General features: G+C 30.6%; 19 protein-coding genes. 12 read left to right on the top strand and 7 right to left on the bottom strand.

Going from position 1 to position 20,570, the window contains the following annotated elements:
- Positions 1–61: 61 nt before the first annotated feature.
- Positions 62–1,309, bottom strand: coding sequence for a pyridoxal phosphate-dependent decarboxylase family protein (locus CHB67_RS03005; protein ID WP_089380276.1), 1,248 nt, complete (start codon positions 1,307–1,309; stop codon positions 62–64).
- Between the two features lie 167 nt (positions 1,310–1,476).
- Here CHB67_RS03005 and uvrC point away from each other — a divergent pair, with 167 nt between their 5' ends.
- Both uvrC and CHB67_RS02995 read left to right on the top strand, forming a co-directional pair.
- Complete coding sequence (uvrC, locus tag CHB67_RS03000) at positions 1,477–3,264, top strand: excinuclease ABC subunit UvrC (protein ID WP_089380275.1); 1,788 nt, start codon at positions 1,477–1,479, stop codon at positions 3,262–3,264.
- A 2-nt stretch (positions 3,265–3,266) separates the two neighbouring features.
- Positions 3,267–5,483 (top strand): patatin-like phospholipase family protein, encoded by a 2,217-nt coding sequence (locus CHB67_RS02995; RefSeq protein ID WP_089380274.1) that lies wholly within the window; start codon positions 3,267–3,269, stop codon positions 5,481–5,483.
- Positions 5,484–5,531: 48 nt separating this feature from the next.
- Here the strand turns inward: CHB67_RS02995 and CHB67_RS02990 are convergent, their stop codons facing one another.
- Both CHB67_RS02990 and CHB67_RS02985 read right to left on the bottom strand, forming a co-directional pair.
- Positions 5,532–7,082 carry an Rne/Rng family ribonuclease gene (locus CHB67_RS02990; RefSeq protein WP_089380273.1) on the bottom strand — a complete coding sequence of 517 codons (1,551 nt, stop codon included), beginning with the start codon at positions 7,080–7,082 and terminating at the stop codon, positions 5,532–5,534.
- A 274-nt stretch (positions 7,083–7,356) separates the two neighbouring features.
- Positions 7,357–7,659 carry an HU family DNA-binding protein gene (locus CHB67_RS02985; protein WP_394335351.1) on the bottom strand — a complete coding sequence of 101 codons (303 nt, stop codon included), beginning with the start codon at positions 7,657–7,659 and terminating at the stop codon, positions 7,357–7,359.
- A gap of 120 nt (positions 7,660–7,779) precedes the next feature.
- On the opposite strand from CHB67_RS02985, the gene mutY reads away from it, so the two are divergent.
- Genes mutY through CHB67_RS02960 form a run of 5 tightly spaced genes read left to right on the top strand, consistent with a single transcriptional unit; the run spans position 7,780 to position 12,243 of the window.
- Complete coding sequence (mutY, locus tag CHB67_RS02980; protein WP_089380271.1) at positions 7,780–8,820, top strand: A/G-specific adenine glycosylase; 1,041 nt, start codon at positions 7,780–7,782, stop codon at positions 8,818–8,820.
- A gap of 38 nt (positions 8,821–8,858) precedes the next feature.
- Positions 8,859–9,299, top strand: coding sequence for a single-stranded DNA-binding protein (locus CHB67_RS02975; RefSeq protein WP_089380270.1), 441 nt, complete (start codon positions 8,859–8,861; stop codon positions 9,297–9,299).
- A 21-nt stretch (positions 9,300–9,320) separates the two neighbouring features.
- Positions 9,321–10,631: a gliding motility-associated protein GldE gene (locus tag CHB67_RS02970; protein WP_089380269.1), complete on the top strand. Its 1,311-nt coding sequence runs from the start codon at positions 9,321–9,323 to the stop codon at positions 10,629–10,631.
- 7 nt (positions 10,632–10,638) lie between these two features.
- Positions 10,639–11,190: a gliding motility lipoprotein GldD gene (gene gldD, locus CHB67_RS02965; protein WP_089380268.1), complete on the top strand. Its 552-nt coding sequence runs from the start codon at positions 10,639–10,641 to the stop codon at positions 11,188–11,190.
- Positions 11,191–12,243: a COX15/CtaA family protein gene (locus CHB67_RS02960; RefSeq protein ID WP_089380267.1), complete on the top strand. Its 1,053-nt coding sequence runs from the start codon at positions 11,191–11,193 to the stop codon at positions 12,241–12,243.
- 48 nt (positions 12,244–12,291) lie between these two features.
- Here CHB67_RS02960 and CHB67_RS02955 read toward each other — a convergent pair whose 3' ends face one another.
- Positions 12,292–12,546 (bottom strand): hypothetical protein, encoded by a 255-nt coding sequence (locus CHB67_RS02955; protein WP_089380266.1) that lies wholly within the window; start codon positions 12,544–12,546, stop codon positions 12,292–12,294.
- Positions 12,547–12,617: 71 nt separating this feature from the next.
- On the bottom strand, positions 12,618–12,986 hold the full coding sequence (locus CHB67_RS02950) for a heavy-metal-associated domain-containing protein (protein ID WP_089380265.1): 369 nt from the start codon (positions 12,984–12,986) through the stop codon (positions 12,618–12,620).
- A gap of 158 nt (positions 12,987–13,144) precedes the next feature.
- Here CHB67_RS02950 and CHB67_RS02945 point away from each other — a divergent pair, with 158 nt between their 5' ends.
- A complete protein-coding gene (locus CHB67_RS02945; RefSeq protein WP_089380264.1) occupies positions 13,145–14,017 on the top strand; it encodes a DMT family transporter in 873 nt (290 codons plus the stop codon).
- 51 nt (positions 14,018–14,068) lie between these two features.
- Here CHB67_RS02945 and CHB67_RS02940 read toward each other — a convergent pair whose 3' ends face one another.
- Positions 14,069–16,123, bottom strand: coding sequence for a M16 family metallopeptidase (locus tag CHB67_RS02940; RefSeq protein WP_089380263.1), 2,055 nt, complete (start codon positions 16,121–16,123; stop codon positions 14,069–14,071).
- Positions 16,124–16,135: 12 nt separating this feature from the next.
- Positions 16,136–17,455, bottom strand: a complete 1,320-nt coding sequence (locus CHB67_RS02935) for a M16 family metallopeptidase (protein ID WP_089380262.1) — start codon at positions 17,453–17,455, stop codon at positions 16,136–16,138.
- A 311-nt stretch (positions 17,456–17,766) separates the two neighbouring features.
- Here CHB67_RS02935 and rplU point away from each other — a divergent pair, with 311 nt between their 5' ends.
- From rplU to CHB67_RS02915, 4 genes are all read left to right on the top strand, one after another.
- Positions 17,767–18,261 (top strand): 50S ribosomal protein L21, encoded by a 495-nt coding sequence (gene rplU, locus CHB67_RS02930; RefSeq protein ID WP_089380261.1) that lies wholly within the window; start codon positions 17,767–17,769, stop codon positions 18,259–18,261.
- A gap of 27 nt (positions 18,262–18,288) precedes the next feature.
- Entirely contained in the window at positions 18,289–18,549 is a 261-nt protein-coding gene (gene rpmA, locus CHB67_RS02925; RefSeq protein ID WP_089380260.1) for a 50S ribosomal protein L27, read from the top strand.
- Positions 18,550–18,636: 87 nt separating this feature from the next.
- A complete protein-coding gene (locus CHB67_RS02920; RefSeq protein ID WP_089380259.1) occupies positions 18,637–19,869 on the top strand; it encodes a 3-deoxy-D-manno-octulosonic acid transferase in 1,233 nt (410 codons plus the stop codon).
- Complete coding sequence (locus tag CHB67_RS02915) at positions 19,866–20,501, top strand: Crp/Fnr family transcriptional regulator (RefSeq protein ID WP_089380258.1); 636 nt, start codon at positions 19,866–19,868, stop codon at positions 20,499–20,501. Before CHB67_RS02920 ends, CHB67_RS02915 begins: the two co-directional genes overlap by 4 nt.
- The last annotated feature ends 69 nt before the right edge of the window (positions 20,502–20,570 follow it).

The following is a 20,570-nucleotide window of genomic DNA, read 5'->3' as shown; positions in this document are numbered from 1 at the left end:
GAATTTATATCCTAAAAAAGCCCGCTTTAAAGCGGGCTTTTTTAGGATATAAATTAAATTTTTAATTAATCTTTTGCAATTGAGAAACTTTTAACTCTTCCACAAATTTTAATAAATCATCAATTTCAACGTGATCCATTACAATTACTTTGTACCAGCTATTTTCACCGTCGTGCGTATCAGGCACCAATCCAAATTGATGTGCTAAATCTTCAGGAACATAGCTTGATTTTATCGTTACAATATTCATAAAAGGGTCTCTAAAGTAGGCTACATTTAAAGTGTTTAATTGATCACAAAGCCACTCGGTTCTTAGTATTAAAGTGTTTATTTTTTCGAACCAACCATAATACCCGTAACTAAATAAAATCATCCAAACAGCAATGGCGTTTGCACCTGATCGGCTTCCAGAGAGTGTTAAATCCATTCCGTCAACGTATTGAGCTTCCTTTGTTAATACATTTTCAATGTAACCTTTTCGGCATAAAAATACACCAGTTCCGTAAGGTGCTTGTAGCATTTTATGTGCATCAATAGTGATGGATGTTACATTTGGATTTTCAAAATTAATGGTAGATTGTTTATTGGTAATTGGGTAAATAAATCCGCCAAAAGCACCATCTACATGAATTTTAAAGTTAACGTTGTGTTTTGTTAGAATTTCAGCATACACATCTGGATTATCAACAGATCCAAACATGGTAGTTGCCATATTTGAAATCACCATAAAGTATTTTTTTCCTTCGGAAGCTAATTTACCAACAATGGTATCTAATGCTGAAGCAATGATTTCTCTCGAATTAAAATCTACAGGAATTGAAACATTTTCTACACTTAATAAATTTGAACCTTTATGAACTGAGTAGTGTGTATCTTCAGAAGATAAAATCACCATTTCATCTAAGCTAGCATTGAATTCTTTTTTGAATAAATTTCTATAAACCCATAATGCTTGAATATTTGCTTCAGTTCCACCGGTAGCAATATACCCATCATATTCATCTTCTTTGGCTTTAAAAATATCAACAGCTAACACTCGAATTACCTCTTTTTCTAATTCTTGTGAACCTTTAAAAGCCTCTTCACTTTTACCTAAAGTATGGCAGCCAATATTATTTGGATTGGCAATAAAAGATTTTAAAATAGGGGCATTGTCTAAAGAAGTTCCGCTAGTATTAAAAACGTTTTCATCTAAATGAGAAACCGGATACCCTAAATACCTACTGCTTTCAAAGTCTACTGTTGATTCTAAAGCGGTATCAATTTTTTTTATTAATTGGGGTCTCGATAATTTTTTCCAATATTTCATGTGTCTTATTTTGTATTATATATAAAATAACCGTTTAAAAAGTGTGTTTTTTAAGTTTTTCGCAAAATTACATAATTTTTGTTAGAATAATAGTTTTTAAACGTCTGGTTTGTATAATAATAAGTTAAATAAAAAGATTATTTTTATTCTTTAAATAGAAATTTACATTGGAATTAGAAGTACAAATAAAATCACTCCCAAATCAACCAGGTGTTTATCAATATTTTGATAAGGATAATGTTATAATATACGTTGGTAAAGCCAAAAATTTAAAAAAACGTGTCGCTTCATATTTCAACAAAACGCACGATGACGGCAAAACAAGAGTGCTGGTTAAAAAAATAGCCAATATAAAACACATTGTTGTAAATACGGAAACCGATGCCTTGTTGTTGGAAAATAATTTGATTAAAAAATATCAGCCACGATATAATGTGATGCTGAAAGATGACAAAACCTACCCGTGGATTTGTATTAAAAAAGAACGTTTTCCACGGTTGTTTTTAACCCGAAATGTGATCAAAGATGGCTCAGAATATTATGGACCGTATACCTCAGTTAGAACTGCTAAAGCCTTGTTAGATTTAATTAAGGAATTGTATTTATTGCGGTCTTGTAATTTTGATTTAAGTGAAAAAAATGTTGCAACCGGAAAATATAGTGTATGCTTAGATTATCATATTGGAAACTGTAAAGGACCTTGTGAAGGTTTGCAAACTGAAGAAGATTACAATAAAGATATTGCTGCAATTCGAAATATTGTAAAAGGAAATTTTAAAGACGCCATAATTTCTTTTCAAGAATTAATGATGCGTTTTGCAAACAATTTAGAGTTTGAAGAGGCGCAAAAAATTAAAGAAAAGATAGATTTATTGGCTAATTATCAAGCAAAATCAACGGTTGTAAATCCGTCTATTACAAATGTTGATGTGTTTTCAATTGTTTCAGATGAAAGCTATAGTTATGTTAACTTTTTTAAAATTTCAAACGGATCTATTATTCAATCACACACTTCTGAAATTAAAAAGAAGTTAGATGAAAGTGATAAGCAATTATTAGAACTTTCAATTATTGAAATTAGGCAACGTTTTAATTCTCAGTCAAAAGAAATTTATGTGCCTTTTAAAGTTGATTTAGGTGAAAATATAAAGGTTACAGTACCAAAATTAGGCGATAAATTACGCATTGTAGAGTTAAGCATTAGAAATGCAAAATACTTTAGGCAAGATAAGTTAAAGCAAATAAAAATTGTAGATCCAGAAAGGCATGTTAACCGTATAATGGAGCAAATGCAAAAGGATTTAGGTTTAATTAAACAACCACGGCATATAGAATGTTTTGATAATTCAAACATTCAAGGTACACACCCCGTTGCTGCTTGTGTGGTGTTTAGAAACGGAAAACCAAGTAAAAAAGAGTATCGAAATTTCAATATAAAAACAGTTGAAGGTCCAGATGATTTTGCTTCTATGGAAGAAGTTGTTTTTAGACGTTATAAACGTTTGCAAGAAGAAGGGCAGGACTTACCCCAGTTAATTGTAATAGACGGTGGAAAAGGACAATTATCTTCTGCATTAAAGAGTTTAGACATATTAGGCTTGAGAGATAAAATTGCAATTATTGGAATTGCAAAACGCTTAGAAGAAATATTTTACCCGAATGATCCAGTGCCGTTGTACTTAGATAAAAAATCTGAAAGCTTAAAAATTATTCAACAATTAAGAAATGAAGCACACCGTTTTGGTATAACACACCATAGAAATAAGCGCAGTAAAAGTGCTTTAAATAATGAGTTAGAGCAAATTTCTGGGATTGGTAAACAAACTGTTGTATCTTTATTAAAACATTTTAAGTCAACAAAAAGAGTTTCTTTAGCTTCATTTAACGATTTAGAAAAAGTAGTAGGAAATTCAAGAGCACTAAAAGTTTATAATTATTTTCAAATGAAAAAATAATAATGAAAAGGTTAGCCATCATATTCTTTTTATGCTGCTTTCACATCGCTTTTTCACAAGAAATTGTTGAAAAAAAAGATGTTAAAGTTGGTGTGGTTTTAAGTGGAGGTGGGGCCAAAGGTTTTGCGCATATTTCGATTTTAAAGGCATTGGAAGAAGCAGGTGTGCGAATTGATTATATTGGAGGAACAAGTATGGGAGCAATTGTTGGGGCTTTGTATGCTTCAGGCTACAAAGCTTCAGAGTTAGATTCTATTGTTAAATCTATAAATTACGAAACTATTTTATCTAACGATTCTCCCCGTAAATCAAAACCTTTTTACGAAAAGGAGGATGGTGAAAAATACGCATTAACTTTGCCTATAAGAAAAAGAAGTGTTGGTATTCCTGTTGCAATTTCTGAAGGGCAAAATGTACTTAATTTATTTTCGAAATTAACTCAACACGTAGGAGAAATACACAATTTTAACGAACTTCCAATTCCTTTTTTATGTATAGCAACTGATTTAGAAACTGGTAAGCAGGTGGTTTTAGATAAAGGTTCTTTGCCTTTGGCAATGAAAGCAAGTGGGTCTTTTCCAACATTGTTAGCTCCTGTTGAAATTAATGGGAAGTTATTAACTGATGGAGGTGTTGTAAATAACTTCCCTGTTGATGAGGTAAAGGCCATGGGCGCTGATATAATTATTGGTGTAGATATTCAAAGTGGTTTAAATGATAAAGAGCAGTTAAATTCGGCATTAAAAATATTGAACCAAATAGTAGGTTTTCAAATGTATAAAACATTGGAAGATAAACATAAAAAAGTAGATGTGTTGTTAAAGCCTAATCTTGATAATTATGCAGTAGTTTCATTTGATAAAGCAGAAGAAATAATGCAACAAGGTGACTCTGTTGGTTTGGCTAATATGGATGTATTTAGAGCCATTGCGAAGCGTCAAATTAAAAAGGAGTTTTTAACCATTAAAAAAGATTATTTTAAAAAAATTCATATTTCTGAAATACAAATAACAGGAAACAAGCACTATACACGAGCCTATATTTTAGGGAAGTTAAATTTAAAAAAGAAAGATTCTACAAGTTATAAACGGTTAGTAGAGAGTATTGATAATTTATCTTCTACAGACAATTTTGAATTGATACAATATGAAATTGATGAAAATGGCACTGGGAATACCGTTAAATTTAGTGTAAAAGAAACCGATATTAAGGATTATCTAAAGTTAGGTATTCATTATGATGATTTATATAAAACAGGAGTTTTAGTAAACTTTACTTCTAAACACTTATTGTTTAAGAATGATATATTTTCAGCAGATTTAATTTTAGGTGACAATTTAAGATACAATATCAATTATTTTATTGACAATGGTTTTTATTGGAGTTTTGGTTTAAGGTTTAGGTATAATAATTTCAATTCAAATGTGAAATTTGAAGATGTTGAAGCCAGTAAAATTAATTTAAATTATGAAGATTTTACCAATCAGGCTTATGTGCAAACAGTTTTTAGTAGAAAATTTGCAATTGGTGCAGGTATAGAATTTAAAAGGTTGGTTGCAGATACAGAAACTATTTCAGAATTATTTGGGCAACCTAGTACAAGTAACAATGGGAAATTTTATTTTGACAAGTCCAGTTATTTAAATTTTTTAGGATATATAAAATTTGACACGTATGATAAAAGTTATTTTCCTAAGGAAGGTATATTTTTAGATGCAGGTATGTTATATTACGTAACGTCAACAAATTATAATAAAAATTTCAGTCCTTTCTCACAGCTTAAAGCTGATTTTGGTATAGCCTTTACTTTTTTTGATAGGTTAACTTTTCACTTTATATCTCAAGCAGGCTTTACCATTGGGAAAAATGACAACAGAGCGCTAGATTATAATGTGGGTGGTTATGGTGAAAATTTTATTAATAATTTTATACCTTTTTACGGGTACGATTTTTCTGAATTAAATGAAGATGCTTTTTTAAGATCGGGTTTAACAGCAAGGTATGAGTTTATACCAAAAAACTATATTTCCTTAGTAGGAAATTTTGCAAGGGTGGAGAATGATTTGTTTAATGAAGGAAGGTTGTTTGAAAACACCAAATCTGGATATATGGCTGGGTACGGAGTAGAAACATTCCTAGGACCCGTTGAAATACATTACGCTTGGTCTCCAGACCATAAAGAAAATTATTGGTATTTTAATGTTGGGTTTTGGTTTTAAAAAAAAGCCCTGCAATAAAGCAGGACTTTTATAGATATTGTTTATTGCCTATTTAAGTAATTTACCAGAATTATCGGTAAAGTCAAATCTTAAATATTGGTAAGCATCTCTTGGTAAAATTTTAATCCACTTTTTGTATTTAGCAAACCATTTTTGTTGAATGGATGGTATGCCTTTTTTTAAATAAGCAGCTATAAAAGGATGTGTGTTTAAAATAATCTTTTTATGCTCCTTTAAAATAATAAGTTTATCTAGTTCAGCTTCAATTTTATCAATGATAACAATTGGAGCTTCAACTTCACCTTCACCGCTAGGGTTAGGTTCGCGTGTTTTTATAACCAACTCAGGTCTAACGCGTTGTCTTGTAATTTGAACAAGACCAAATTTACTTGGTGGTAATATTTTGTGTTTTGTTCTATCAAAAGCCATTTCAGCTTTTAAATGATCATAGAGCTTTTGTCTATGTTCAGCTGTGTGCATATCAATAAAATCAACAACAATAATACCCCCCATATCACGTAGTTGTAATTGTCTGGCAATTTCTGTAGCCGCAATTAAATTAACCTCTAAAGCAGTATCGGCTTGCGACGATGCTTTATTTGAACGGTTTCCACTATTTACATCAATTACATGCAGTGCTTCAGTATGCTCAATTACCAAATAAGCTCCTTTGCTCATTGAAACTGTACGTCCAAATGATGTTTTCAACTGACGTTCAATTCCAAATTTTTCAAACATAGGTACTTTTGATTTGTATAATTTTACAATGGACTCTTTTTCTGGAGCAATTTCTTGTAAATATTCTTTAATTTCTAAAAACAGTATTTCGTCATTTGTAACAATACTTGTAAAAGAATCATTAAACAAATCTCTTAAAATAGAAGAAGCTCTGTTTAATTCACTTAATACTTTTATAGGTGTTTGTTGTGTTTTAAGATCTTTAATCTTCTTACACATAACAACCCATCTTTCTAAAGAATTTTGTAAATCTTTATCAAGTTCAGCTACTTTTTTACCTTCGGCAACAGTTCTTATAATAACTCCAAAACCTTTAGGTTTGATACTTTTTATGAGCCTTTTCAAACGTTCTTTTTCGTCGGTGTCCATAATCTTTTGAGATACGGATACTCTATTTGAAAAAGGAACTAAAACTAAATACCTACCTGCTATTGATATTTCAGAACTCATACGAGGTCCTTTGGTAGATATTGGTTCTTTTACAATTTGTACTAATGAACTTTGACCTGTTTTTAATACGTTTACGATACTCCCATTCTTGTCAATATCGTTTTCAAGTTTAAAATTTTTTAAAGTGTAATCTTTAATTTTACCTGTACTAACACCTTTAATAAATTTATTTAAAGAAGTGAGTTGTGCTCCTAAATCATGATAATGTAAAAAGCCATCTTTAGGATAACCTACATTTACAAATGATGCATTTAAACCTGAGAGTACTTTTCCAATTTTAGCTAGAAAAATATCTCCTACGGAAAAATTATTGCCATTTGATTCATTATTTAGTGCTGTTAGTCTACCATCTTTTAATAAGGCAAAATCAATATCAGAGGAGTTTGATCGTATAATTAATTCTGTTTTCACTCTGAATTGTTTTTATGTTTAAACATAACTGTTTAAACTATTTATAATAAGTTTTACAGGATTTTCCCAACAATATTTGCGGTATGCAAATATTTATTTCAATGAACTTAATTAAAAGTTAAAGAAAAAGTAAGCTTAGCTTACTTTTTCTTTTTGTGTCTATTTGCTCTTGCTCTTTTTTTACGTTTGTGAGTAGAGATCTTCGCTCTTTTTCTTTTTTTACCACTTGGCATAATAAAATGTTGTTTTTGTTAATAATTTCTTTTGAATCTAATTATTTTACTGTCACTTTTGTTTTAACACCTTCTACAAAAACTTTTGCAGGTTTAAATGAAGGAATATTGTGAGCAGGAATTTTAATTGTCGTATTTTTTGAAATGTTTCTACCAGTCTTTTCAGCTCTTGTTTTAATGATAAAACTACCAAAACCTCTTAAGTAAACATTATCTCCTTGTTCAAGAGAACTTTTTACCTCTTCCATGAACGCTTCTACAGTTGCTAAAACATCTGCTTTTTCAATCCCAGATTTATCTGAAATACTTGATACGATTTCTGCTTTCGTCATTTCTATTTTAATTATATATGTTATTATAAATTTAAGACGGCAAAGATAGTATATAATAATCAATTTCAAAACGTTAATTCACTAAAATTTAATCATTTAAATAATGTATCATTGCATTTTAATGTTACAATAATGAAATTTTCTAAGACACTAGTACAGTGGTACTTACAAAACAAAAGGGATTTGCCCTGGCGAAAAACCCAAAATCCTTATTATATATGGTTATCTGAAATTATTTTACAGCAAACCAGAGTTGACCAAGGAATGGCATATTATTTTAAATTTGTTGAACATTTTTCTACAGTTGAAAAGTTGGCTTCAGCCAGTGAAGAAAAGGTACTCAAACTCTGGCAAGGATTGGGTTATTATTCAAGAGCGCGTAACTTGCATTTTTCGGCTAAATATATTGTAAATGAACTTAATGGAGATTTTCCAGACACCTATAATAATATTATAAAGTTAAAAGGTGTAGGTGATTATACGGCGTCAGCTATTGCATCTATTTGTTTTAATGAAGCTACAGCTGTAGTTGATGGGAATGTTTATAGGGTTTTAGCGCGCTATTTTAATATAAATACTCCTATAAATAGTACAAAAGGAATAAAAGAGTTTAAAATATTGGCGCAAGAATTAATTGATCCAAAAAACTCAGGAACGCACAACCAAGCTATTATGGAATTTGGTGCACGTATGTGTAAACCTCAAAACCCAGATTGTGAAATTTGTCCGTTAAATGCTAGTTGTTTGGCATTGGCTAATAATAAGGTGAAAGAATTACCAGTAAAAGAAAATAAAATTAAAATTAGAAATCGCTATTTTAATTATTTAGTCATTCAAACCGAAGATGATAAAACAACATTGGTAAAACGCGAAAAAGGTATTTGGTTGAACTTGTATGAATTTCCGCTCATAGAAAGTTTACAGCCAATTGATGAAAAAGCAATTATTGAGCATGAGGTTTTTAAAGAATTTTTTAATAAGTTAAACGTTTCCATTCAGCTTTTTAATTCTAGTATGCTGCCACATAAACTATCTCACCAACATATTTTCACCAATTTTTGGGTTATTAAAACACCAGCTTCTTCAAAGTTTAATTTAAATTGGAGCGAAATAAACAATTTCCCTGTTTCAACATTGATTGATAATTTTTTAAAGCAATATAAAACCAACTAAAATTTTTAGTACTTTTGATTATTAATCTATTACAAAAAATGGCTAGTACAGTAAATAAAGCAATCTTAATTGGTCACTTAGGTGATGAGGTAAAAGTACATTATTTTGAAGGTGGAAACGCTATAGGGCGTTTTCCTTTGGCGACAAATGAAAGCTATACAAATAAGCAAACTGGCGAAAAAGTAACAACTACAGATTGGCATAATATTGTTGTGCGTAATAAATTAGCAGAAATTTGTGAAAAGTATTTAAGTAAAGGTGATAAAGTGTATTGTGAAGGGCGCATTAAAAACCGTCAATGGGATGGTGAAGATGGTACAAAGCGTTATACTACCGAAATTCATGTGACTGACATGACTTTCTTGAGTACGAAAAAAGAAACTACACCATCTAATAAAGTTGAGCCAAAACCAAGTGCTACTGCAACAAGAAATAGTACTGAAAACACTGTTAAAGAAGATGACGATTTACCGTTTTAAGTTTAATTAAATTGAAAATAATTGGATCCTGAACCCACGTTTTTATTTATTTTTTTAGTCCAATCTATTAACTATTGGCTATTTCTAAGTATAGCAGTACTTTTTTTATTACTGCTTTTATCTGCACTTATTTCTGGAGCCGAAGTTGCTTTTTTTTCCTTATCCCAACTGGATTTAGGTGAAGCAGCTGAGTCAAAATCTAGTAAGCAGAAAACAGTATTTACATTGTTAGAAAAACCACAAAAATTATTAGCAACCATATTAATTTCTAATAATTTTATTAATATTTTAATTGTACTTATTTTTGCTTATATAGGCGAAAACATTTTCAATCAAATTGAGTCTATGTTGCTTCGGTTTTTAATTGAAGTTGTATTGGTGACCTTTCTTATTTTATTGTTTGGAGAGGTGTTGCCAAAAGTATATGCCTCAAGAAATGCATTAAAATTCGCGTCTTTCATGGCGCTACCTCTTAATATTTTAAGTGCCTTGTTGTCTGTTATTAGTACACCATTAATGACTTTAACTAATATTATTGAAAAGAAGTTCGATAAAAAACAATCAAGTCTTTCTGTTGAAAAATTATCACAAGCATTAGAATTAACTTCTGATGAAGCAACTACAAAAGAAGAGCAAAAAATATTAGAAGGAATTGTAAGTTTTGGAAATACAGAAACAGGACAAATAATGACACCTCGAATTGATATTTTTGCACTTTCTGATGTTGAATTATACGAGGATGTGATTTCAAAAATTGTAGACAAAGGCTATTCTAGAAATCCTGTATATCATGAGAATGTTGATGAAATTGTAGGAGTGTTGTACGCAAAAGATTTACTTCCACATTTAAATAAAAAATCCTTTGTTTGGCAAAATTTAATTAGAGAACCATATTTTGTTCCTGAAAATAAAAAATTAGACGATTTGTTGAAAGAGTTTCAGGAAAAGAAAAATCATTTAGCTGTGGTGGTTGACGAGTACGGAGGAACAAGTGGTATAGTTACTTTGGAAGACGTTATTGAAGAAATTGTTGGAGATATAAACGATGAATTTGATGATGAAGACTTATTTTATACAAAAATTGATGCGCACAATTATTTGTTCGAAGGAAAAACCAATTTAAAAGATTTTTATAAAATACTAGATTTAGAAAACACTGAATTGTTTGATGATAATAAAGGTGAATCTGAAACAGTTGCAGGTTTTGTTTTAGAAGTTTACGGTAAGTTTCCTAAAAAGAATGAGGTGATACATTTTAAAAATTACTTGTTTAAAATTGAAGCCATGGAGAAAAAAAGAATCAAGAAAATAAAAGTGACCATCCCTAATTAATGCTGTTATGAAAAAATGGAGTTTTATTTTTATGGTGGCAGTTTTATTGAGTTCTTGTGTTGGAGATACCTTGCCAAAACCAAAATCGTACTTAAAATTACACTATCCAATTGCTACGTATAAGCAAGTACAATCTAATTGTCCGTATACTTTTGAGGCTTCAACTCAGGCGAAAGTTGAATTAAAAAATAATTGTTGGGCTAAAATTGAATATCCAAATTTAAAAGCAACTATTCATATTACCTATAGAAGTGTAGATAATAATTTAAATGATATTTTAAAAGAAGTTGAAAAACTAACCTTTGAACATACCATTAAAGCTGATGTTATTAGTGATAGGCCTTATAATGATGAAGAAAAAAAGGTGTACGCAAAATTGTATAATATTGAAGGAAATGTGGCTACAAATGTTCAGTTTAGAGCAACTGATAGTTTAAATCATGTGCTTTCGGGTGCATTGTATTTTTATACAAAACCAAATTACGATTCCATAGTGCCTGCCATAAAATACATTGAAAAAGATATGATGAAATTAGTAGAATCTTTAGAGTGGAAATAAATGACAATAGCAAAATTTAAATACAGTAAAACAATAAGAAATTGGTTGCTAATAGGTTTAATAATGTTAGTGGGTCAAGTTATTTTAGGAGGTATCACACGTTTAACCGGTTCGGGACTTTCAATAACGCGTTGGGATATTGTAACAGGCGTAATTCCGCCATTAAATGCGCAAGAATGGTTAGCTGCTTTTGATTTGTATAAGGATACGCCTCAGTTTCATAAAATCAATTCCACCATGTCGTTAAGCGATTTTAAATTCATCTATTTTTGGGAATACTTTCATAGACTATGGGTGCGCGCTTTAGGGTTTATATTTTTAATTCCTTTTGTGTTTTTTGTACTTCGAAAAAAAATAGACCTCTACTTAATAAAAAGGTTGAGCTTGGTTGTTTTCTTAACAATTTTAACAGCTTCTGCAGGTTGGATTATGGTGCAAAGTGGTTTAATAAACAGGCCTTGGGTAAATGCATATAAATTAACTATTCATTTTATGTTGGCTTTATTTGTTATTTGGGCAATGGTAAAAACAGTGGCTGATGTTTATATTTTTGGAACTAAAAAAAGAATAACTTTACATAAAATTGTTCCAATTACTATTGCGGTTACCATAGTTCAAATGGTTTTTGCTGGATTGATGTCTGGTATGAGAGCAGGTTTATATTATCCTAGTTGGCCAGATATGAATGGTGAATTTGTTCCTGATGTTTTGTTAAATAGTGAGCATTGGAACTGGGGAAATATGATCAATTACGATAGCTATTTGTTTGCGCCTGCTTTTATACAATTTTCACACAGAATGCTAGCCTATTTGTTGTTGGTTGTTACTTTTTATATGTTTGTAAAGTTGAAAAATCAAGTAGCTGTTTTTTCAAAAAGATGGTTGAATTTGACGGTTGCTTTGTTGTTGCTGCAAGTCTTTTTGGGTATTTTAACCGTTTTAAATATTGAAGGAAAAATACCTTTATTTTATGGAGTAAGTCACCAGTTAATTGGGTTGTTGTATTTTATGAGTTTGCTGTTTTTAAATTACAGTCTACAAAAAAAGAGATAAAAAAACTCCGATGAATTCACATCGGAGCTTTTAGAAAAAAAGAGGTATTTATTTTTTTATTTCTTCAATAACTTCTTTTACAGCAGCACCAGTACTATCAATTACAGTTTCAACAGCTTCTTCTATTACAGCACCAGTACTGTCAATAGCAATAACTGTTTCATCAATTACTGTTTCTGCTTCGTCCGTTGTAACTTCAATAGTTTCTTCAATTACTGTAGTTGCTTCTTTTTTTGTTTCTTTACAAGAAATGGCAACAGCACTTACTAGTGCAACTGCGATTAATAATTTAATTGTTTTCATTTGTAGATTGATTTTGATTAACTACAAAGAAACAACTATTCTTATTAAGAATAAAATTAAATAAGGCTATTTTAGTTAATAATTTCGACTAATTCTTTAGTATTTGTTACGGAATATACATCTCCTCCTGCTATTCCATCAATTTTTTTGATAATCTCATTTTTGCTAACCTTATGAGTGTCAAAGGTAAATTGCCCTTTTTTAGCTTCAAAATCAACTTTTGCAAAAGTAACTCCATCTACTTTAGAAAGTTTAGATTGAATAGTTCTTGCGCACCCAATTTCGCAAGTCATTCCTTCTATATCAACTTCAATACTTTTGTAGTCAGCAGCCACTTCTTTAGTAGTAACTTCTTGTTTATTAGTTGAGGTTTCTTTTTTTACTTCATTACAAGAGAAAAAGGCAATTGTTGAAAAGAAAGCTATAATTAATTGTTTCATAATAAGTTTTAGTTTAAAAAAACAAATTTAAGAACTATTTAGATGAATCTGTGTTAGATTTATTACAAATATATGTGAAAAGTAATTTTGAACTTATTTTAGATTTTAAGTTAGGTTTCATTTCAAATTTTATACGACTTTTGCATTTTATTTAAAATATGGATCATAAACAACTGCGTTGGGTATATTTATTTTTGCTTTCATTAATTTGGGGTAGTTCCTTTATTTTAATGAAATATGCTTTGGTGGGTTTAACTGCCATGCAGGTTGGTGCGTTAAGAGTTATAATTACTGCAGTTTTTATGTTGCTTATTGGTTTTAAACGACTTTTTAAAATTAAGAAAAGGCATTGGTATTATTTGGCATTAAATGGTCTTATAGGTTCATTTATTCCTGCCTTTTTAATGGCTTATACGGTTGAAAAAATGGATAGTTCCGTGGTGTCTATTTTAAATTCATTGACACCTTTAAATACCTTAATTTTTGGAGCTTTAGTTTTTGGATTTGGTTTTAGAAAAAGACAATTAATTGGTGTTTTAATTGGTTTGGTAGGTACGGTATTACTTGTTTTAAAAGGCGCAGAGTTAAACCCGAATCAAGATTATGCTTATTCAGTATTTATTTTAGTAGCTTCTATTTGTTATGCGTTAAATATAAATATTCTGAAAAAATATTTATACGATTTAGATGCCTTAAGTATTACGGTTGCTAATTTTGCTATTTCTGTTATTCCTGCGCTTGTTTTGTTGGGTTTCACAGATTTTTATAGCACTTTTGAATTAAATGATAGTAGTTTGAAAGGGCTTTTTTATCTTTCAATTTTAGCTGTTGTTGGTACTGGCCTGGCTAAATTAATGTTTAACCGATTAATTCAAATTTCCTCAGCAATATTTTCTTCATCTGTCACCTATATTATTCCAATAGTTGCAATTACTTGGGGAATTTTGGATGGCGAAACAATTACTTTTGTGCAGTTTATTGCAGCTTTTATTATTTTATTAGGCGTGTATATTGTAAATAAAGCCAAATAAAAAACGACCCAATCTCTTGAGTCGTTCTTCAATGTGTTTTAAAGTTAATTTTTATTCGAAGTCACTTTCAGAAACACCTTCGTTTACTTTAGCTTCGACTAATTTAAACTCTACTGCTTGCGGGCCTAAATTTCCTGATTTTGTTACTGGAAATTTAACGCCATTAAATTCTTTGTAATCGCTGAAATTAGATTCTTGGTTTTGTGTTTGCCCTTGCATAGTTGTTACTTGGGTTTCTTTCACTTTTAAACCTGTTTCAACATCAAAATAAATAGTTGTAGATACAATTTCACCTTTTGTTGAAATTACATACATATCTTTACCTTCAATATTTTCAATTCCTGTTAATTTAGAATTTTCATTCGTCAATAAACCAATTTCAGAAAAAGTACCTAGTGTATAATTCATTTCACTAGCCATTGCAGCTGGTAAAGGCTGTTTGTTCATGGTAACGGCATCTTTAGTCATAATAATTCTAGCCATTACGTTACCGCCCATACTCATTTCATTAGCATATTTTGTAGCAGTTCTTTTTTCAGTAGATAAAATAGTACTTCCCATAGCTGATGCTTCGTAGGTAACTAAGGTGCTTTCTAGCGCTTTAATTTTATCAGCACCTCCAATAGCATTAAAATACGCATCAATAACAGTTTGTTTTGAAACACCTTCAGGAATTGGTTTTGTCAATTCAGGTTTTGAAGTTACATTCCCTTCTTTGTCAAGATAATTGATAGTGTAAGGTAATTTTTCAAGGTTAGGTAACACATCTAAAGCTTTTCCTGTTACAATAATTCTAGCGTTATCTAAGCTGAAATATTTTTGAGAAACACGCTCAACATCATCAATAGTTACTGCATTTAATTTATCTAAATAGTTTTCGTAAAAATTTTCAGGTAAGTTGTTTGTTTGAATGTTTAGAGCATAGCGAGCAACCGTTTCGGGTTTTTCAATATTTCTAACAAAACTTCCAACGTATGACGCTTTTACAATTGACAATTCTTCAGGAGTAACTTTTACTGTGCGAATTTTAGTCAACTCGGTCATAGTTTCCATTACAGTACTGTCTGTTACGGCATTTCTAACTTGAGCCCCTGCTGAAAATAAAGAAGCTGTGTGTTTGTTTGGACGAATGCCAGATCTTGCACCATACGTATAGCCGTGCGCTTCTCTTAAATTCATGTTTAAGTAGCTGTTGAAATCACCACCAAAAATTTGGTTAGCTAATAAAACAGCAAAATAATCGTCGTCTGTCATTTTAAAATCAACCGTACTTAAAACAGTAACATCAGACTGTACCGCATTTGGCATGTCAATAAAGTCAATTTCAGTTTTAGCAACATTTTCTACAGCTGGTATGGTGTAAGCAGGAATTTCACCGCTTTTCCAGTCAGAAAATTGTTTTGTTACTAATTTTTTTACTTCTTTAAATTTAACATCACCTACAATAATTAAATAGGCATTGTTTGGTTTGAAATAGGTGTTGTAAAATGTTTCAACATCAGCTAAAGTTACATTTTCAAGAGTTTTTAAACTGGTGTATTCTCCATAAGGATGGTTTTTACCGTAAGCCAATAAACTTTGAACTCTTCCTGCGATGTTTTGAACGCTTTTTTCTACAGATTTAATACCATCTTTTAAGATGTTTAATTCTTTATCAAAATCTTCTTGAGAAAAAACAGGGTTTTGTGCAGCATCAGCCATTAATTCTAATACTCTTGGAAAGTATTTTGATAATGAATTTAAACTAGCGCTTTGACTTCCGAAGTAAATACCTGCACCTAAATAATCAACTTCTTCGTTAAATGCATCTTTGTCAATATTTTTAGTTCCAGAACCTAAAAGACTTCCTGTTAAAGATGATACACCTGCTTTTTCACCTTCAAAAATAGGTGAATTGTCAATAGTTAAAGTTGCAGAAACACGAGGTAATTTATGGTTTTCAACAACCAATACTTTTAAGCCGTTTTTTAATTCGAAAGTTTGAGGTTTCCCTAAATTAATTTTAGGAGAGGGACCTGGTTTTGGCTGAACTGATCTGTCTACTTGTGCTGAAGCTGTTACTGTCAGAAAAAGTAGTGTTATAAAATATATAAATTTTGTTTTCATATGTTGTAAGTTTTATTCTATATCTTTTTTAGGTAAATAATCTAAAACCAAGCTTTGTTCTGGGTTTAGGTATTTTTTAGCAATTTCTCTTATTTCTTCTCTAGTAATAGAGTTGTAAATGTCAATTTCAGTATTAATTAAATTAATGTCGTCATAAAGCATATAGTAAGTTGCTAAAGAACTTGCAATACCTTCAACACTTGAATTTGAGTTTACAAATTGATTTTCAAATTTATTTCTTAATTTTTGAAGTTCTTTTTCAGAGATTAATTCAGTTTGAAGTTTTACAATTTCTTCGTTCATTTCATCCACTAAATCGTCTAACGTATTATCACCTAAAGGAAGTGCTAAAACTATGTAAGCTCCATAATCTTCTAATGAGTAGTTAAAAGCAGCAACTTGCATTGCTTTTTTCTCGTCATCTACTAATTTTTTATACAATCTTGAGCTTTTTCCATCGCTTAAAATAGTTGAAATCATATCTAAAACTCTAGCGTCTCTTGTAGTCATTGACGGTGTTCTATATACTGTAAAAACAGCCGGAATTTGAATGTTAGGATCTTCATACGTTACTTCAATTTTTGAAGTAATTGGTTGTTCTGTAAGTGTTTCACGAACAACATCTTCACCTCTTGGAATACTTCCAAAATAGTCTTCAATTAATTTTTTAGCATTTTCAGTTTCAAAATCTCCTGCAACAACTAAAACAGCATTGTTAGGAACGTAAAACTTTTTATTAAACGCCTGGAATTCTTCTAATGAAGCAGCGTCTAAATGATCTAAAGATCCAATTGTCATCCATCTATATGGGTGTTCATTAAATAAATTTGCAAAAACTTGCCCTGTCCATTGTCCGTATGGTGAATTGTCAACTCTTAAACGTTTTTCTTCTTTTACTACTTCGTTTTGAGTGTCAACACCAATTTGATTGATAATAGGATGCATTAACCTTTCTGATTCCATCCATAAACCTAAAGCCAAGTTGTTTGAAGGAAAAACTTCATAATAATAGGTTCGGTCTTGTGTGGTGTTTGCATTATTTGTACCTCCATTTGCTGATACAATTTTAAACCATTCACCTCTTTCAATATTTTCGGTACCTTCAAACAATAAGTGCTCAAAAAAGTGGGCAAAACCTGTTCTTTCTGGGTTTTCATCTTTGGCACCTACGTGGTACATAACTGAAGTTGTTACAACTGGCGCAGAATTGTCTTTGTGTAGAATTACGTGCATGCCGTTGCTTAAATCATACTCTTCAAAAGCCACCTTTTGTGCAAATGCAGTTGCACATAGTAGTAAGCTTAAAAAACTTAAGTAATACATTTTTTTCATTTTCATAAAGTGTTTTTAAATTTAATTAATACGTATATGACGCTTTTTTTTGTAATTGTTACAATTTATAAAGTTAATCATTTAAAAAAAAATGAATCTCTTTTTAGTATTTATGAGTCTTGAATTTTACACTTTAAGATATTAAGTTAAAAGTAATAGATGTGAAAATTAATAATGGTGTTTTAAATAGCTTAAAATGAGCGAATTCTTTGTTTTAAAATAGTTTTGTTCAATAAGAAAAAAACTTTATATTTGCACCCGCCTTATTTGAGAGGTGAATTAATTATTAAAGCGAATAAAACACAATACTTATGTATGCAATTGTAGAAATAGCAGGGCAGCAATTTAAAGTAGCGAAAGACCAAAAGGTTTACGTGCACCGCTTACAAGAAGAAGAAGAAGCAAAAGTTTCTTTTAACAATGTTCTTCTTTTAGACAGCGAAGGTACTGTAACTGTTGGCGCCCCAGCTATCGAAGGAGCCGAAGTAACGGCTAAAATCTTACGTCACTTACAAGGTGATAAAGTAATCGTTTTCAAAAAGAAACGTAGAAAAGGATACAGAAAAAAGAATGGTCATCGCCAGGCTTTAACTGAAATTCAAATTGAAACTATCGTAGCAAGTGGTGCTAAAAAAAGCGCTCCAGCTAAAAAAGAAGCTCCAAAAACTGAAAATGTTGAGGTAGCTGCTTCTGAAGATTTAAGTTCAATGACTGTAGCTGAATTAAAAGCTTTAGCTAAAGAAAAAGGTATTTCAGGATACACTTCTTTGAAGAAAGCTGAATTAATTGAAGCATTAACTAAATAAGAACCAAAATTTTAAAACCATAACATCATGGCACATAAAAAAGGAGTAGGTAGTTCGAAGAATGGTAGAGAATCAGAATCGAAACGACTTGGAGTAAAAATATTTGGTGGACAAGCTGCAATTGCAGGAAACATTATCATCCGTCAAAGAGGTACTACACACCATCCTGGTGAGAACGTATATATGGGAAAAGATCATACTTTACACGCAAAAGTGGATGGTTTAGTGAAATTCCAAAAGAAAAGAGATAATAGATCTTATGTTTCTATTGAACCTTTCGAAGCTTAAGAAACAATTCTTTTAAAAATTTTAAAAACTCCTAAACTGAAAAGTTTAGGAGTTTTTTTATAAGCTTATTTTGTACCTTTGTTTCTTATGTACTTTATTTATAACATACTTATTTTAGGGGTTGGTTTTGTGTTAAAACTAGTTGCTTTATTTAATAAAAAAATTAACTTCTTTGTTGAAGGACGAAAAGAAACATTTCCTAAATTATTAGAATCCATACAGCCTGAAGATTCGGTAATTTGGATGCATTGTGCTTCGTTAGGCGAATTTGAGCAAGGGCGTCCAATTATTGAAAAGTTGAAAATTAAATATCCAACTTATAAATTGGTATTGACTTTTTTTTCACCTTCAGGGTACGAAGTTCGAAAAAACTATGAAATAGCCGATGTAGTTTGTTATTTACCAATAGATTCTAAAAAAAATGCCAAAAAATTCTTAGATGTTGTACATCCTAAATTGGCCATTTTTGTGAAATATGAGTTCTGGCCCTCTATTTTAAGTGAATTAAAAGTTAGGAATATTGAAACCCTATTGGTTTCAGGAATTTTTAGAAAAAAGCAAGCGTTCTTTAAATGGTATGGAGGTTGGATGCGAAAGTCGCTAGCAGCATTTTCTCATTTTTTTGTGCAAGATGAAGGTTCAGAGCAATTATTGCGACAAATAGGGTTTAAAAATGTTACGTTGAGCGGAGATACACGTTTTGATCGTGTGTATGAAATTACTCAGCAAAATAATGAATTAGATTTTATTGCTGAATTTAAAAATAAACAATACACCTTAGTAGCTGGGAGTACCTGGAAAGAAGATGAAGAATTGTTGGTAAATTATATCAATCATCATGCTTCTGATGAAGAAAAATTTATAGTAGCACCTCATAATATCAATCCAAAAAATATTGAAGAGTTAAAAAATGCTATTTCAAAAAAAACAGTACTTTTTTCTGAAAAGTCAGGTAAAAATTTAAAAGACTACCAGGTTTTTATTATTGATACGGTAGGTATTTTAACAAAAGTATACAGCTATGCAGCTATTGCGTATGTTGGAGGTGGTTATACAAAATCTGGAATTCACAATGTGCTAGAACCGGCAACTTTTGGAGTGCCAATAGTCATAGGTCCAAACTATCATAAATTTAACGAGGCAATTGGTTTGGTAGAAAATAAGGCTTGTTTTGTGGTAGATAATTCTCAAAAATTATCCGTACTTTTAAACGAGTTTTATAAAGAAAAACAAAAAAGAGAACAGGCAGGTAGCAATGCGTACAATTATGTTGTAAGTAAAACAGGAGCTACTTCAAAAATATTAAATTTCATAAAATGATAAGAGAAAAACTAGATAGCTATTATTCGTTCGTATTTGAAAAAGAATTAATGGATGAAATGGAGCAAGTTGGTGTTTATAAAAAATTACGTGAAAACGAATTACTGGTTGACTTAGGTGATCAAATGAAAGGTGTTCCTTTATTATTAGACGGTGCTATAAAAATTGTGCGTGAAGATAAAAAAGGAGAGGAAATTTTATTGTATTTTTTAGAAAAAGGAGATACTTGTGCAAGTTCTTTTGCGAGCGCTATTTCAAATGGGAAGTGCGGAATTAGAGCCATTGCCGAAAAAGAAAGTGAAATTGTATTTCTTCCAAAAGAAAAATTGGACGAATGGTTGGTAAAATACAAATCATGGCGTAATTTTGTAATTGATAGTTACAATATTCGTTTGAATGAAATGATGGAAACTATTGACACCCTAGCGTTTATGCGAATGGATCAGCGTTTGTATAAATATTTGACAGATAAGGCACAAATTATGCGTGAAACTACCCTAAATACAACGCATCAAGACATTGCTTATGATATGCACACTTCTCGAGTTGTAATTTCAAGATTGTTAAAACAATTAGAGAATGAGGGGAAAATTAAGTTGCACAGAAACAAAATTGAAATTTTACAGTTTTAGCTCAAAAGTAACTAAAGTTACATAGCAGCATAATTTATACAATACTTTTATAAAACTAACTAATTAAAT

Source organism: Lutibacter agarilyticus, from assembly GCF_900188235.1.
In the GTDB taxonomy this organism is placed as follows: domain Bacteria; phylum Bacteroidota; class Bacteroidia; order Flavobacteriales; family Flavobacteriaceae; genus Lutibacter; species Lutibacter agarilyticus.
This window is presented reverse-complemented; position numbering and strand designations above follow the sequence as displayed.

Bases quoted from the DNA above. Each gene is read 5' to 3' on its own strand.
- CHB67_RS02950 (WP_089380265.1), bottom strand. From the start codon at position 12,986: ATGAAACAATTAATTATAGCTTTCTTTTCAACAATTGCCTTTTTCTCT.
- CHB67_RS02920 (WP_089380259.1), top strand. From the start codon at position 18,637: ATGTACTTTATTTATAACATACTTATTTTAGGGGTTGGTTTTGTGTTA.
- mutY (WP_089380271.1), top strand. From the start codon at position 7,780: ATGAAATTTTCTAAGACACTAGTACAGTGGTACTTACAAAACAAAAGG.
- CHB67_RS02960 (WP_089380267.1), top strand. From the start codon at position 11,191: ATGACAATAGCAAAATTTAAATACAGTAAAACAATAAGAAATTGGTTG.
- CHB67_RS03005 (WP_089380276.1), bottom strand. From the start codon at position 1,309: ATGAAATATTGGAAAAAATTATCGAGACCCCAATTAATAAAAAAAATT.
- gldD (WP_089380268.1), top strand. From the start codon at position 10,639: ATGAAAAAATGGAGTTTTATTTTTATGGTGGCAGTTTTATTGAGTTCT.
- rplU (WP_089380261.1), top strand. From the start codon at position 17,767: ATGTATGCAATTGTAGAAATAGCAGGGCAGCAATTTAAAGTAGCGAAA.
- CHB67_RS02995 (WP_089380274.1), top strand. From the start codon at position 3,267: ATGAAAAGGTTAGCCATCATATTCTTTTTATGCTGCTTTCACATCGCT.
- CHB67_RS02975 (WP_089380270.1), top strand. From the start codon at position 8,859: ATGGCTAGTACAGTAAATAAAGCAATCTTAATTGGTCACTTAGGTGAT.
- CHB67_RS02945 (WP_089380264.1), top strand. From the start codon at position 13,145: ATGGATCATAAACAACTGCGTTGGGTATATTTATTTTTGCTTTCATTA.
- CHB67_RS02915 (WP_089380258.1), top strand. From the start codon at position 19,866: ATGATAAGAGAAAAACTAGATAGCTATTATTCGTTCGTATTTGAAAAA.
- CHB67_RS02955 (WP_089380266.1), bottom strand. From the start codon at position 12,546: ATGAAAACAATTAAATTATTAATCGCAGTTGCACTAGTAAGTGCTGTT.
- CHB67_RS02935 (WP_089380262.1), bottom strand. From the start codon at position 17,455: ATGAAAAAAATGTATTACTTAAGTTTTTTAAGCTTACTACTATGTGCA.
- CHB67_RS02940 (WP_089380263.1), bottom strand. From the start codon at position 16,123: ATGAAAACAAAATTTATATATTTTATAACACTACTTTTTCTGACAGTA.
- rpmA (WP_089380260.1), top strand. From the start codon at position 18,289: ATGGCACATAAAAAAGGAGTAGGTAGTTCGAAGAATGGTAGAGAATCA.